The organism is Arthrobacter sp. 05T423 (assembly GCF_056396245.1).
On record NZ_JBFTLC010000017.1, the window covers coordinates 1 to 13,020 of the forward strand.

The window sequence follows — 13,020 nt, forward strand, 5'->3', positions numbered from 1 at the left end:
GCGCGGGCAAGGGCGCCAAGTACCTCGAGCACTACCACGAGATGAACCCGGACAACGTGTGGGAAAACTGGGAGTTCTCCAAGGAGCTCACCGACTCCGGCCAGCTGAACCCGTACATGCACACCTCCTTCCGTGACGGCACCAAGGCAGCCATCGAGATGGCCGCCGTCGCCAACGGCGCCGGCCTCACGCCGTCGGACACCGGGCTGACCTTTACGCCCGGAAACATCGAGGAAATTGCCACGATCTGCCGGCCTTCGGAGGTCGGCGGTGTCCTTGCCCACGAGGGTTCGGTGGACGTGATGTCCAGCGTCACCCGCGAGGGCCACTGGATCCCGTTCAACACCCAGGAGGGCGTCTTCGTCGTCGTCAAGGCCACCAACGATTACGTTGCCGGCTGCTTCACCGAATACCCCTGGCACCCGGACCCCACCGGCCAGTACGCTGCCCTCTACCGCCCGTACCACTACGTGGGCCTCGAACTGAATATTTCGATCGCCAACGCCGTGCTGCGTGGTGTTTCTACCGGGACTCCCAAGGGCTTCTTCGGTGACGTCGTCGCCACCGCCAAGAAGGACCTGTTGGCCGGCGAGTTCCTCGACGGCGAAGGCGGCTACACGGTGTGGGGCAAGCTCGTCTCGGCCGAGACCTCCGTCCGCGAAGGACTGTTGCCAGTGGCCCTGGCCCACCACGTCGAACTCAAGAACTCCGTAGCCAAGGGCAACAGCGTGAAATGGGAGGACATCATCATCGACGAGTCCCTCTCGACCGCCCTCGAGCTGCGGCGCGAAACCGAAGCCCTGATCCGCACGACGGTCTGACCGGCCCTGCTACCCCACTGTTGCAACACCCCCTTCCAAAGATGAAAGGAACCACCATGACGAAACGTATTGGCTGGTTTGCCAGTATTGCCGCCGTCTCTGTTGCCGCCCTCGCCATGAGCGCCTGCTCCGCAACACCCGAGCCCAGCTCGCCGTCCGGTTCAGGCAACAACCTGGCCTCGCTCGTCCAGGCCGACCAGAAGACCGACGTCGACTCACTGCAGAAATCCCTCGAGGCCCCCGAGGCGAAGTCCGGGGTGAAGCTGTGCTACGTCACCCGCACGCTCGCCAATGAGTTCTGGGGCTATGAGCGGGACGGTTTCGAGGCCGAGGCCAAGAAGCTCGGCGTCCAGTTCCAGACATATGCCGTCAACGACGAGTCCTCCATTACCGAGCAGCTCGACAAGGCCCAGAGCGCGCTGAATCAGGGATGTTCCGCGATCCTCGCGTCGCCGATCTCCGCCACGGCTCTGGACAGCGTCTTCTCGGCAGCACTGGCCAAGGGTGTCCCGGCGATCGTGCTCAACGACGCCAAAGGCACGCTCCCGGGCGTCGTGTACGTGGGCCCGGACGCCCAGACCATCGGGCAGTCCGCTGCGGACTACATCGCCAAGGCGCTGCCCTCCGGCGGCAAGGTCGCCCAGATTGAGGGTGACCCTGGCTCCTCGAACGCGCTGAACCGAGGCAAAGGCTTCAAGGCCGGTGTCGCCCAGCATTCGAACCTGAACCTGGTTGCCTCACAGACGGCCAAATGGGACACGAACCAGGCGCAGACCATTGCGAACGCCATGCTCACCGCGAACCCGGACATCAAGGCCTTCTACTCCCAGAACGACGGCATGGCGCTCGGGGTCCAGTCGGCGATCGATGCCAAGGGCCTCACGGGCAGGGTTCTGCTCGTCGGCACCGACGGCATCCCCCAGGCGAAGAAGCAGATCGCTGCCGGCACCTACACGGCGACCGTCAGTGAACGGCCGACGACGGAAGGCGCCACCGGTGTGGACGTCGCCTTGTGGATGCTCGCCGGCAAGCAGGTGCCTGCCTGGGTGGATGTACCGGCGTTCGTCATCGACAAGCAGAATGTCTCCAAGTACATGACCGGCATGCCCTAAGCCAGGCCACGACAGGACCAACACAGGACCAACAATGACTGAGACCCTCCTCGAGATCCGCAACGTCGCGAAGTCCTTCCCAGGGGTGCGTGCGCTGGACGACGTGAGCTTTCATTTGAACCGCGGCGAGGTACTCACCCTCGCCGGGGAGAACGGCGCCGGGAAGAGCACGCTCCTGGGAATCCTGGGCGGCTCCCTGGCCCCTGACCACGGAACGGTGACCGTGGACGGGGTCCGCCGCGGCGAGTACTCGCCGCGGCGGGCGCTGGCGGACGGAGTCGTCATCGCCCACCAGGAACCGGCCATCGTGCCCCAGCTGACCGTCGCGCAGAACCTGCTCCTGGGCAAGACGCCGCAGGAGCGGCGCCGCGCAGGGGACGCAGTGCAGGGCGCCCTCGCCGATGTGGCCTCGATGGGATTTCCCCTCAAGCCCACGGCCCGGCTGGGAGACCTGAGCCCGGCACAGCGGCACGCCCTCACCATCGTCAAGGCGTTCGCCTTCGGAGCCAAGATTGTGGCGCTGGATGAACCGACGACCTCCATGCTGGAGCACAACGTCGAGGCCGTCCTTACCCGCGTGCGGCAGATCGTCACGGACCGCGGAGTCGGCGTCATTTTCGTCTCCCATAAGATGCCGGAGGTGATGAGCGTCTCCGACCGGGTGGTTGTCCTCCGGGACGGTCGGGTCGGCTTCGAGAAACGCATGTCTGAGACGTCCGTCGAGGAAATCGTGCGGAACATGGTCGGCCGGGAACTGCTCAGCTTCCGCAGGCAACATCCGGTCGCTCCCGATGCGGCGGCGCTCTTCCGCGCCACGGATGTTTCGAGCCCTTTCTCCCGCCACCCCAACTCACTCGAGGTCCGGCGCGGGGAAGTGCTGGGGATTGCCGGACTCGTCGGCTCGGGGCGCACCGAGCTGCTGCGCGCCATCGTCCGTGCGGACCCCGGTGCCGCGGGGAAACTGGAGATCGAAGGCAAGGCACTTCGCGTCCGAACGCCCAATGACAGCCGGGATGCCGGGATCGCGTTCATCCCCGAAGACCGGAAGCAGCAGGGGCTCGCCCTTCAGATGCCGGCCTATGCCAACATCGCCCTGGCAGGGGCCAAGGAGCTCACCGGCCCCGGCCCATTCATCAGTCCCAGGAAGCAGGCTGCCGTGGCCCGCGCGATCGGCGACTCCCTTGCGCTCAAGCCCGCCAACGTCCGGCTCCTTGCTCGCCAGTACTCCGGCGGCAACCAACAGAAAATAGTCATCGCCAAATGGCTCAGGCGCGGTTCACGGGTGTTCCTCTTCGACGAACCCACCAAGGGCGTCGATGTCGGCGGCCGCGCCGAGATCTACGGACTCATCGACAAACTCGCCGCAGCCGGGAACGCCGTCATCGTCGTTTCCTCCGACCTGCCTGAAATCATCTCACTCAGTGACAGGGTCCTGGTGATGCGAGCAGGACGCATCTCGTCTGAACATGTCGGCGACGACATCAACGAACACAGCCTCGTGGCCAGCGCCATGGGAATCGCGAAGGGAGCATCATGACCAATCAAACTGCAGTGCGCCGGGCGGAAGGGCGACGTCCGCTGAACCTTCAGGCACTAGGCATCGTCGCCGCGGCCGTGGTGATCTTCATCGGGTTCGGCATCCTCAACCCGAACTTCCTCACCATCAACAACCTCAGGGACGTGGCAGTATCCGCCTGCGTCAACGCCCTCATCGGCATCGGACTGACGTTCGTCATCGTCACCGGAGGGATCGATTTGTCCGTCGGCTCCATCGCGAGCTTCGTCGGCATCGTCTCGGCCAACCTTATGGTCAACGCCGGGGTCGCCCCGGTGCCGGGCCTGCTGGCCGGCCTAGTCCTGGGCTTCGCCGCGGGCGCACTCAACGGTGTTCTGATCACACTGCTGAAGCTGCCACCATTCATCGCCACGCTAGGCACGATGAGCGTCTACCAGGGCCTGGCCTACGTGACCACGAATGGCACCCCCGTCTACAACGTCCCCTCCTCGTTTGTGTTCCTGCTCAACAGCTACATCGGCGGAGTCCCGATCATCGTCATCATCGTCATCGTCGTCGCCATCCTCGCCTGGGTCCTGCTGCGCCGCACGGTGTTCGGCCAGAACGTCATCGCCACCGGCGGCAGCGAGGAGACAGCCTGGCTCTCCGGCATCCGCGTAAACCGCGTCAAACTCCTGGTCTACGGCATCTCAGGCCTGCTCGCTGCACTGGCCGGCATGGTGGTCGTCGCCAGGATCTCCGCCGCCCAGTCCGAAGCGGGCAGCCCTTACCTGCTCACCGCCATCGCCGCAGCCGTCATCGGCGGCGCGAACCTCATGGGCGGGGAAGGCCGCATCGGCGGGACCCTGGTCGGCGCACTCATCCTGGGCGCCCTCACCAACGGCCTGGTTCTGCTGAACGTCCCCAGTTTCTACGAGCAGATCGTCACCGGCGTTGTCGTCGTCGTCGCCGTCTCTGTCGACCAGATCAGCAAAGGCTGGCCGATGCTCAAGCGCGCCAAGGCCGACAACCAGGACAAGGCCTCCGGTGCCAGCCCGGATTCTTCCGCCGGACAGGCCGCACCGAGCGGAGCCGCCCGATGATCCAGGCACACCATCCAGGCACCCCGAGCCTCAAGCGTGTCCTTGTCACCGGCGGGGACGGACTGATCGGCCGTGCCGTGGTCGAACACCTGACCGCACAGGGCGTTGGGGTGACCATCCTCAGCGTCCCCGGACCGGAGGCCCAAACCAAGACCGCCCGCTACATTACCGGTTCCGTAACCGACCCGGACACCGTACACAAGGCAGTCGCGGGGCAGGACGCCGTGGTTCATCTCGCCGGCCTTGCTGGACTCGACCAGGGAACCCCCGAGGACATCTACGCCACCAATGCCCTGGGCACCTTCCTCGTCATGGAAGCCGCAGGTCGGGCGGGTGTACGGAAAGTCGTGTACGCGTCCAGCATCAATGCGTTCGGCCTCCCCTTGAACCCCAACCCCGTCCTGCCTTCCCGTTACCCTTGGGACGAGGACGAACCGGCAGTCATTGCCGACGCGTATTCGCTGTCCAAGCAGGCCAACGAGCACGCCGCCGAAGCGACAGCCGGAAGGTACGGGATAGAACTCACCGGGATCCGCTTTCCGCTGGTGCGGGACATCTACGCACAGGATGGGACGGTCTTGGCCCAGCACATACGCCGCGCCATGAACGAAGACCCGCGGCGGCAGGCCTGCGAAGGCTGGACCTATCTCGACACACGCGACGCGGCAGCCTCGGTCGGGGCAGCACTTCAGCGGTGCACTCCCCCAGCTCCGGGAATACTGGTGGCCGCCCCCACGACATACCTGCGCCAGCCCACCAACGAGGCCCTGGACAGGTACGCCGCGGCTGTCCCGCGGGAAAGCATTCCCGGCCGCGAGGTCCCCGTTTCGCTGCGCCGGGCCTCTGAATGGCTCGGCTTCGAAGCCCGGCACTGTCTCGAGCAGATTTCCGAGGACCACCTAGTCGATCTGAAAGACCTTGACCTGTGAGCAGGGCGTCAAGAGTTTCACTCCTCGGTCTAGCCGTCTGGACTGCACCCAGCTCCTACGGATCCTCGGTGGAGGCGCCGAGGATGCCGGGGCGAAGAGAGGCATGCAGCTCCCGCTGTCCCTGATGCTCAGGGACATCTTCGAAAAGATGGTCTCTGATGGCCGGGGAGAACTGGACCACTCCGCCGTCGAACTGACCATCGCCGACGCTTCACGATCCGGAAGGACCTCAGGTTGACCCTCAACGTCATCGACGCCCACCACCACCTTTGCCTTCTCAGCGGAGCCAGCTACCCGTGGCTGGAAGGTGCTCCCAAGGCCAGATACCACGGCGACGACCTTCCGCTCCGGCGTGACTACCTAGCAGCCGACTACCTGGCTGACGCCGCTGGCCTCGCGGCCATCGATGCGCGGCTGGTCGCCTCCGTCCACGTCGAAAATGGCGCCGCCGACCCGGCATGGGAGTCCGAATGGGTCGACAAGGTCAGCGCCGAGACAGGTATTCCCAGCGTCCAGGTGGTCAAAGTCGACTTGGCCTCGCCCCATGCCCACGAAGAGCTCGAAAGCCACCGCGAACGGTCGTCCGTCAGGGGCGTCCGCGACATCCTTAATTGGCACCCCGACCCCTACTACACTCACCGTGAGCGCGATGATCTCATCAACGACCCCCAGTGGGTCGCAGGGTTCAAGACCCTCAGCAATCTTGGTCTCTCCTTCGACCTCCAGGTCTTCCCATCACAGCTCGCCCAGGCCGCCCGTCTGGCAGCCCAGCACAGCTCCACACCAATCGTTCTCGATCACGCCGGCATGCCTATCGAACGCGACGACGAAGCACTGAGTCAGTGGGCAAAGGGTATGGAACTCGTCGCAGCGCAGCCGAACACAGCCGTCAAAATATCCGCCCTCGGCACCAACGACCACACATGGACGGCCGATAGCATCCGACGGATAGTGCTGACAACCATCGACATCTTCGGGCCCAAACGATGCATGTTCGCCAGCAACTTCCCGGTGGACGGCCTCTACTCCAGCTACACGGACGTCTTCAGCGCCTTCGACAAAATCACGTCAGGGTTTACAGAGGCCGATCGAAACGACCTCTTCGCAGGCACAGCCCGCAGGTTCTATCGCATCCCATGAACACCGTGGTTGCCCCGGACCTGGAAACCTCCGTCCAAGGAACCCTGGCAGAGCTTAATATTGACGGCCGCAGTGTCCGGGAATTCCGGACCCGCATGGCCCGGGAGCGCGTCATCTTGGCTACCCACGCTGCCGTTCGACGTGGTTGGGGTAAACGGGCTTGCCAAAGTACTCAGGAGCTCCCCGTACCCGGCGAGGGCCGCCGGAGACTTCCAACGGCACCCGTCGTGCGCCGTCAATGAGCCGCGCCGCCGTCTCATCCGTGCTGGTCACGCGTCGCCTGAGTGCTGTCGCTGTGACTGCCTTGGCGGTTTAGGCGCCGCGCGGGCGCTGCGGTTCAACCTTCCGTTCCTGGCGCATTGCCCGGCACCGCAGAGCCCAACTGATCTTCCTGACCGGACCCCGCGTCCGAGCCCCGGAACGCAATAACGGCCCACAGCCTCCAGTCCATTGGTTCCGGAGCTGACGACCCGCGACGTCTACCTTTCGCGTCGCCCCGGTTCGCCCCCGCAGCGACAACGGCCTTGATGCAGGCCGGGCTGCCACCACGGCAACTCCACCACGAAGACTTCACCTTCGAACCGGGCGGCACCTCTGGTGTGCGAAAGTGTCGGCAATGCTGGCTGGATTTGGAGCCGCCTCCCTCTTCATATCGGCCACAGATCCGCGGGTGGCTGAAGACCGGATTTATGTCGACACGACCTACCGGAACGGCCACGGCCGGCCAGAAGCTTCCCTATTTCTGTTCGATGACCAAATAGCCAGTCAACGCAGTAGGGGCGGCTCGAGAAGGTCCGGAGCATCAAGGCGACCTATGGGTTCCCACCGGCGTTCTGACGTTCTCGGTCCACGGCAACAGCCACGGTTGATGTTCAACCGTGGCTGTTCCTTGCCGTTTCCCGCGTTTACCCGGGTGGGGCCGGCGTGCATGGCTACAGCAGCTGGGCTGCAGTCAGATGAAATCTACTTGGCTGGGGGGCCGCCCGCGGATGTTCCGACGGTTGGCTGCGTTTGGCTGTCGGCTCCGTCCGTACCGCTGCTTCCGTCCGATGTTCCCGCGGCTGGAGCGGGCGTGCCCGACGGTACCGGTGTGTCCGCACCGGCTGGTGCCGCGGGTTCCGTACTTGCTGCGGGGTCGCTTGCGAGGGTGGGCGTGGGCGCCGGCTGCTCGGTCTGGTCTGTGGCCGAGTCTGTGGCTGGGTCGGTGGCCGTATTCGTTGGCACTGTACTCGGCTCGACTGGTTGGGCGCTCGGTTTCGGGTTCGTGAGGGGCCTGCCCTTGATGTTGCCGGCAGTTGACACGACTTGGGAAATACCGGTTTGTAGAGCGCTCGTTCCACTCGAAAGGACAACACCCGTGGCTGACTGGATGCCAAGGACTGACCCCACTCCAACAAGGAAGATGACGGCTGTTCCACCGGCAGCCACCAGGGCCTTCCGGCCCCTGGGTGCTTTGTGGGGGGCGAGCCGTGCATCGGCGATGACTTCCCAAGGCTGCTCCGGCGACAAAGGCGTAGTGGAGACCTTGCCCGATGTGGCCCGGACGATGCTCGCGGTGTCCACGGCAATCTGTGGGCGCCTAGTCCGGGCTGCATCCGTGACGCGTCGGGGCCTAAGGCGCTTGATCTGCTCGTGGCTCTTTTCCAGAGAGGCGCGGAACAGCGGCAGCGCAATGGCCGAGACAACGCTGAGGAGAAAGGCACCGACCACGGTTCCTGCCATGCCGAGGTGCCCGCCAATGACGGAAGCCACCGCAGCGGCGCCGCCGCCGGCGATGATCTGGATGGGGCTCAGACCTAGGCCGTTGCCGGGTTGAGCGGCCTTCTCGGATGGTCCTTCAGTATCGTTATTGTCAGGTTTGGTCATTTTTCCAGCTTTGTTCGTGCAGCCAGTTCTGCGTCGATGGGTCACTTGCTCCGCCAATGGGTATCTGACCCACCTGCGGCTCATCGTTAAGGTTTCCACGCCGACCCGGGAGTTTCCTCAACTTTGTCCCGAACGTAAGCAATGACACAGTCGGGATCCCCGCCGGTGGCGTGCCTCTTCGTTTTCAGCCAGTCCGTCGCCGAGGACGGGGCCCGGGTGAACGGCACCGGCTGCAGATTTAGGGAGTGGATCTGATTGCCGCCAGCAGGGCTGTCCCGTCGGGGCTGCCGAGCCCTGTGCAGGGATCCCAACCGTTTGTTGCCTGGTACGTGCCGTTGCTTCCGGAGGTGATGTCGTGGAAGCCGGCTGTCCGGCTGTAGAGCAAAGGCTGGATTTGGCCAAACCGCCGACCGGTCGTCTGGGCGAACAAGGCGATCAGTGCTGCCCAGAGCGGTGCGACGGCGCTTGTGCCGCCGATGACCATGTCCTGTCCATCAACCCTGATCCGGTAGCCAGTCTGCGGGTCCGCGACGCCGCTGACGTCCGGGACCCCGCGGCCATGTCCCTTGGGGTTGGAATGTGGCCGCGGATGGTGGAGGCGGGCGTGGACACGCAGGCCGCTTTGCCAGGCAGGGACCGGGAACATATCGCTGTAGCCGCCACCCGTGGCGGACTTCGGCCCGTCATTCCAGACGGTTTCCGATCTGATGGTCCCGACGGCGGGGTCGGCGTCAAGGCGGGTGCCGCCGCAGGCCAGTACGTGTGGGCTGGAGGCCGGAAAGTCTGCGTGGTCCTTGCCGTCCGTGGCAGCATCGGCGCTGCCGTTGTCCCCTGCCGCTGCGGTGACACACACGCCCAGCGCCGCGGCGTCGGCGAGGGCGTGGTCGAACGCGGTCCGTGCCTGGGCCGTCCAGGCGTCCTCGTTTTCGCCCCAGCTGATGCTGATCGAGGCCGGTGTCGAAGCGGCGTGGGAGGCGTTGATGATCGCGTCTAGGAACCCGGCATCAGTGTTCGGGGCGAAGTAGACGAGGATGTCGGCCTTCGGTGCCAGCGCACCGATCACTTCGATGTCGAGCAGCACTTCCCCATCTGCGCCCGTCGGGTCCTGCCCTGGCCGGTTGGCAACGCCGTCCACTCCTACGGCCGCCACCTTCGGCCCGGTGATGCCCAGACCTTCGAAATAGGCGTCCAGATCCGCCTGACCGAAGCCCCCGCCGAGTTCGATAATGGCCACGCACTGGCCGTTGCCGTCTGCACCTGCGGGGAAGTTGTAGATCATGGCCAGTTCCGGCGGGGTGTAGCTGGTGCCGGCTGCGGCCAGCGGGATGGCCTGGAACTGCGCACGTGCCTGGGGCCGGTTGTCTAGACCCAGGACGGCTATGACGATTCCGTCAAGCTCTGCGGGTATCTGCAGGCCTCCGGTCCGGTGCCGGTGGGTGATGTCGTGGCCGTGCGGCCCGCTGCTGGTTACTTCCTCCAGGCTGGTGCCGAAGATCCGGCTCAGTTGCCCGGCATTTCCGGCCAGCCGTAACCGGCGGGAGGCCAAGTCCGCTTCGAGGATTTCCGCTCCAAGCCGCGTGAAAGTGTCGTTCGCAAGACGCATGTCCCCGCTGGAGGCCCCGTAGCGGGCCGCGAGCTCGTCCCGGGACGGGGTCACGGCGGGGGGATCCGGCAGCGGTTCCTTACGGCGCAGGATCACGGTCACCTCAATCCTGCTGGAAGGTCCCACGGGCCCGTGCGTGGCCTGGATCCTCACCGCGGCCTGCCGTTCCGAACCGGCAAGCGGAACGCTCCGCTCAGGGGGGTTGGGTGTGGTGTTCTGTTTAGACATAGTGCTCCGTTGGCGGGACGGTGACCGTTCAGGGCCTCGGTACTGTCAGTGGAACGTCGTTCGGCCCTCTAGGACAAAGTACCCCGATTGTTAACCAGGCTTACCCCAACGGCTGGGGTGGCCCGCAGCCTTTCATGGTGGGGGCCATGGCAGCGGACCTACCCGGTGCTGGCGACGGCGAATAGCCCGGCGATGCCCAGCAGGTAAAGGACGAGCACGACCAGTGAATCTGTCCCCATCCCGAGCACTTTTCTTCTAGGTCGGAAGATGAGCCCGAGCAGATACGCCAGCGTCAGCAGGATGGCCAGCGCGGTGAGATATATGTCGGTGGCCTGGGCTTGGGGAAGTACAGGCTGGCCGGTGATGAGTACGGCTACCAGGAACAGGATGGGCAGGAAGGCGTTGCCTCCGAAAATGTCACTGAAGGCCAGCTTGTAGTCTCCTTGCTTCACTGAGGTCAGGCCCGTGGAAATTTCCGGCAACGCGGTGGCCAGGGCCAGGAACGTTGCTCCGAAGAGCACCCCCGAGAGTCCGATGTGTCCCGCGATTGCGTCACCGCTCCGCTCCAGGACCACGCCGGCGCCGAGCGTCACGAGGGCTGCGACGATGAAGATGAGCGCGGATTTCCCGGTGCCGACATGCTTGTTTTGTTCCGTGGTCTGCTGCTTGGAATGCCCTTTTGGTTTGTCCTGCCCGCCGGGGGCGTCGCCTTGCTGGTGCCACGGAAGGGCTTTCTGGGAGCGCTGCACCAGGACGAGCCCAAGGACCCAGATCACGGTGATGAGCAGTGCGGCAGGGGTGAGACGGAAAGCGATGAGGCTGCTGGGCATCTGGCTGCCAGCGATCACAACGCCAAGGACCGCGATGACGGTCACCGCCTCGATAACCAGTGTCAGGGATGCTGCCCTGTAGCTGAGGGGCCCGGTGCCCTTGGTGCCGAAAACGTCAAGGACGACCAGCACAACTGTTTGGATGGCGATGCCGCCCAGGATGTTCCCCACCGCGACGCCAATGTTGTTAGCCGCCGCCGCGCTCACCGTAATCGCAATTTCCGGCAGGTTCGTGGCGACCGCAAGCAGGATCAGCCCGCCCAAGGCCGAACCGAGGTGCAGCCGGTCATCGAGCACGTCCGTCTGTTTGGACAGCTGGATCCCCGCCACCCAAATGACGGCCGCAGCACCGGCAAAAACCAGGAGCAGAACTGCCAACGGCAACGATTGCATCGATTTTTCCCTTCATCCCGTCAAACCTCTTTACTCCCCACAGATCAGACTTACCCAATCAGGCCCTCAAACATGCCGATCCTCCGATACGCAGTCAGTGGAACAAACAGAGAACCCAAGGCGCCGAAATGGCCAAGCACGGCGCATTCAGCCTCGCCACCGACATGGACGTCTACTTCTGCGACCCCGCCAGCCCATGGCAGCGAGGATCCAACGAAAACACCAATGGATTGCTCCGCCAATACGAGCCGGTCCGCCGCCTGGGCGAGGAGGGCATAGTCCTGCCCGCTGTCGGCCCGGTTCCCGCCGGCCCGGTCCCAGGGCGCCCGAACGTCCATGCCAGGGTTGCACCGCGAGGTCATCGCCTCCGAAGGTGTTCTTGTCGAACATCAGCTCGGTGAGGTCGACGGCGTCGGGCTTGTACCGGAGGGCAATATCGGAGGCAAGCCTCACGAGGCGGTCCCCCGCTGCTCCTTTGGTGAGGGCGGTGACGCTCGCGAAGTCCGTCGATCTGCTTCCGTCGAGATTCACCCCGGCATTGCCCCGGTCGGTGCTGATCCAGCCTGGCACCGGCCCGTCAATGGTGAGCGTGGCCCGGGGAAAGGCGTAGTCCAGGCGGCCCACTACCGCAGCGCCGGGCTTGGTTCACCGGCGGTCTCGCCTTCGCCATCTACCTAACGGGCAGAGCGGGTTGAATGACCGTCCTGCTGCGCAGGGGCCGACGGCTGCGGTAGTTAGCTAACACGGCGATAGCGGATGTGGGTGGTCAGCGGTGAGTGAAGCACCTCAGCGGGTTCGAAACCGAAGGATTCAACCCCGTCGAAGATGCGCTCGCCCGAACCGAGCAGCACCGGTGCGATGTCGAGGGTGAGTTCATCGATCACGCCGGCGATCAGTGCCTGGCGGACGGTCGAGGCCCCACCGGCGATGTCCACTCCATTGTCCCCGGCGGCCTGGCACGCGGGCGAGTAGGCCGCGTCGAAACCCTCGGTGACGAAGTGGAAGGTCGTCCCGCCGTCCATCTGGATCGGGTCATGCCCGTGATGGGTTAACACGAACACCGGCGCGTGGTACGGCGGTTCGGGTCCCCACCACCCGGTCCATTCCTCATCCCAGTCCCCGCGGATCGGACCGAACATGTCCGACCCATCACATAAGCGCCCCGCGGGCGCATGAGCCACTCGTTCGCCAGCTTATCGGCATCGTTGGCTCGCGGGTCGCCGATATGCCAGCCGTGCAGCTCCCGCCCCCGCTTGCCCAGGGGGTCCTCGCGGCTTCGGTCCGGCCCGGCGACGAAGCCGTCAAGGGAGATCGACATGTGGCAAGTGGTGTCCGGCACCGCGAACCTCCTTAGTGATTGCGACTAGCATGCCCTCGTGTGGCGATTCTGGGGTTTGTAGCACGTAATGGCATCCTCGCCGACCGCCACCGGCGGCAGGTCTCCGACGGTCTCTTCCCGGGGTGCACGGCCGAGCCGCCGGCTGACGGCGGGCCGATCTT

General features: G+C 64.9%; 9 protein-coding genes and 3 pseudogenes. 8 read left to right on the forward strand and 4 right to left on the reverse strand.

Translation table 11 applies throughout. The features are described from left to right. The 7 genes and pseudogenes from AC1DFE_RS13525 to AC1DFE_RS13555 all read left to right on the forward strand — a co-directional run. A pseudogene (locus AC1DFE_RS13525) lies at window positions 1-821 on the forward strand (flagellar biosynthesis protein FlgA); the annotation flags it as partial. 56 nt (window positions 822-877) lie between these two features. Further along, window positions 878-1,933 (forward strand): sugar ABC transporter substrate-binding protein, encoded by a 1,056-nt coding sequence (locus AC1DFE_RS13530; RefSeq protein WP_476906390.1) that lies wholly within the window; start codon window positions 878-880, stop codon window positions 1,931-1,933. A 34-nt stretch (window positions 1,934-1,967) separates the two neighbouring features. Beyond that, window positions 1,968-3,470, forward strand: coding sequence for a sugar ABC transporter ATP-binding protein (locus AC1DFE_RS13535; RefSeq protein ID WP_476906391.1), 1,503 nt, complete (start codon window positions 1,968-1,970; stop codon window positions 3,468-3,470). Beyond that, window positions 3,467-4,531 carry an ABC transporter permease gene (locus AC1DFE_RS13540; RefSeq protein ID WP_476906392.1) on the forward strand — a complete coding sequence of 355 codons (1,065 nt, stop codon included), beginning with the start codon at window positions 3,467-3,469 and terminating at the stop codon, window positions 4,529-4,531. The genes AC1DFE_RS13535 and AC1DFE_RS13540 overlap by 4 nt, the downstream gene beginning before the upstream one ends. After that, the gene (locus AC1DFE_RS13545) at window positions 4,528-5,460 is read left to right on the forward strand and encodes an NAD-dependent epimerase/dehydratase family protein (RefSeq protein WP_476906393.1); all 933 of its coding nucleotides are present in this window, start codon (window positions 4,528-4,530) and stop codon (window positions 5,458-5,460) included. Before AC1DFE_RS13540 ends, AC1DFE_RS13545 begins: the two co-directional genes overlap by 4 nt. 103 nt (window positions 5,461-5,563) lie before the next feature. Further along, window positions 5,564-5,698, forward strand: coding sequence for a hypothetical protein (locus AC1DFE_RS13550; RefSeq protein WP_476906394.1), 135 nt, complete (start codon window positions 5,564-5,566; stop codon window positions 5,696-5,698). Continuing rightward, on the forward strand, window positions 5,695-6,600 hold the full coding sequence (locus AC1DFE_RS13555) for an amidohydrolase family protein (protein WP_476906395.1): 906 nt from the start codon (window positions 5,695-5,697) through the stop codon (window positions 6,598-6,600). Before AC1DFE_RS13550 ends, AC1DFE_RS13555 begins: the two co-directional genes overlap by 4 nt. A gap of 963 nt (window positions 6,601-7,563) precedes the next feature. On the opposite strand, the gene AC1DFE_RS13560 is transcribed toward AC1DFE_RS13555, so the two are convergent. From AC1DFE_RS13560 to AC1DFE_RS13570, 3 genes are all read right to left on the reverse strand, one after another. Next, the gene (locus AC1DFE_RS13560; RefSeq protein WP_476906396.1) at window positions 7,564-8,466 is read right to left on the reverse strand and encodes a hypothetical protein; all 903 of its coding nucleotides are present in this window, start codon (window positions 8,464-8,466) and stop codon (window positions 7,564-7,566) included. Window positions 8,467-8,704: 238 nt separating this feature from the next. Next, entirely contained in the window at window positions 8,705-10,297 is a 1,593-nt protein-coding gene (locus tag AC1DFE_RS13565) for a S53 family peptidase (protein ID WP_476906397.1), read from the reverse strand. Window positions 10,298-10,455: 158 nt separating this feature from the next. Next, window positions 10,456-11,520 (reverse strand): sodium:calcium antiporter, encoded by a 1,065-nt coding sequence (locus tag AC1DFE_RS13570; protein WP_476906398.1) that lies wholly within the window; start codon window positions 11,518-11,520, stop codon window positions 10,456-10,458. A gap of 116 nt (window positions 11,521-11,636) precedes the next feature. Here AC1DFE_RS13570 and AC1DFE_RS13575 point away from each other — a divergent pair. Beyond that, a pseudogene (locus tag AC1DFE_RS13575) lies at window positions 11,637-11,921 on the forward strand (hypothetical protein); the annotation flags it as partial. A 333-nt stretch (window positions 11,922-12,254) separates the two neighbouring features. Here the strand turns inward: AC1DFE_RS13575 and AC1DFE_RS13580 are convergent. Continuing rightward, window positions 12,255-12,838, reverse strand: a pseudogene (locus AC1DFE_RS13580) (dihydrofolate reductase family protein). Window positions 12,839-13,020 lie beyond the last annotated feature (182 nt).

What these genes read in the sequence shown, in the direction of transcription:
- AC1DFE_RS13570 (WP_476906398.1), bottom strand. Translation starts at nt 11,520, where the DNA reads ATGCAATCGTTGCCGTTGGCAGTTCTGCTCCTGGTTTTTGCCGGTGCT.
- AC1DFE_RS13565 (WP_476906397.1), bottom strand. Translation starts at nt 10,297, where the DNA reads ATGTCTAAACAGAACACCACACCCAACCCCCCTGAGCGGAGCGTTCCG.
- AC1DFE_RS13560 (WP_476906396.1), bottom strand. Translation starts at nt 8,466, where the DNA reads ATGACCAAACCTGACAATAACGATACTGAAGGACCATCCGAGAAGGCC.
- AC1DFE_RS13545 (WP_476906393.1), top strand. Translation starts at nt 4,528, where the DNA reads ATGATCCAGGCACACCATCCAGGCACCCCGAGCCTCAAGCGTGTCCTT.
- AC1DFE_RS13535 (WP_476906391.1), top strand. Translation starts at nt 1,968, where the DNA reads ATGACTGAGACCCTCCTCGAGATCCGCAACGTCGCGAAGTCCTTCCCA.
- AC1DFE_RS13530 (WP_476906390.1), top strand. Translation starts at nt 878, where the DNA reads ATGACGAAACGTATTGGCTGGTTTGCCAGTATTGCCGCCGTCTCTGTT.
- AC1DFE_RS13540 (WP_476906392.1), top strand. Translation starts at nt 3,467, where the DNA reads ATGACCAATCAAACTGCAGTGCGCCGGGCGGAAGGGCGACGTCCGCTG.
- AC1DFE_RS13550 (WP_476906394.1), top strand. Translation starts at nt 5,564, where the DNA reads ATGCAGCTCCCGCTGTCCCTGATGCTCAGGGACATCTTCGAAAAGATG.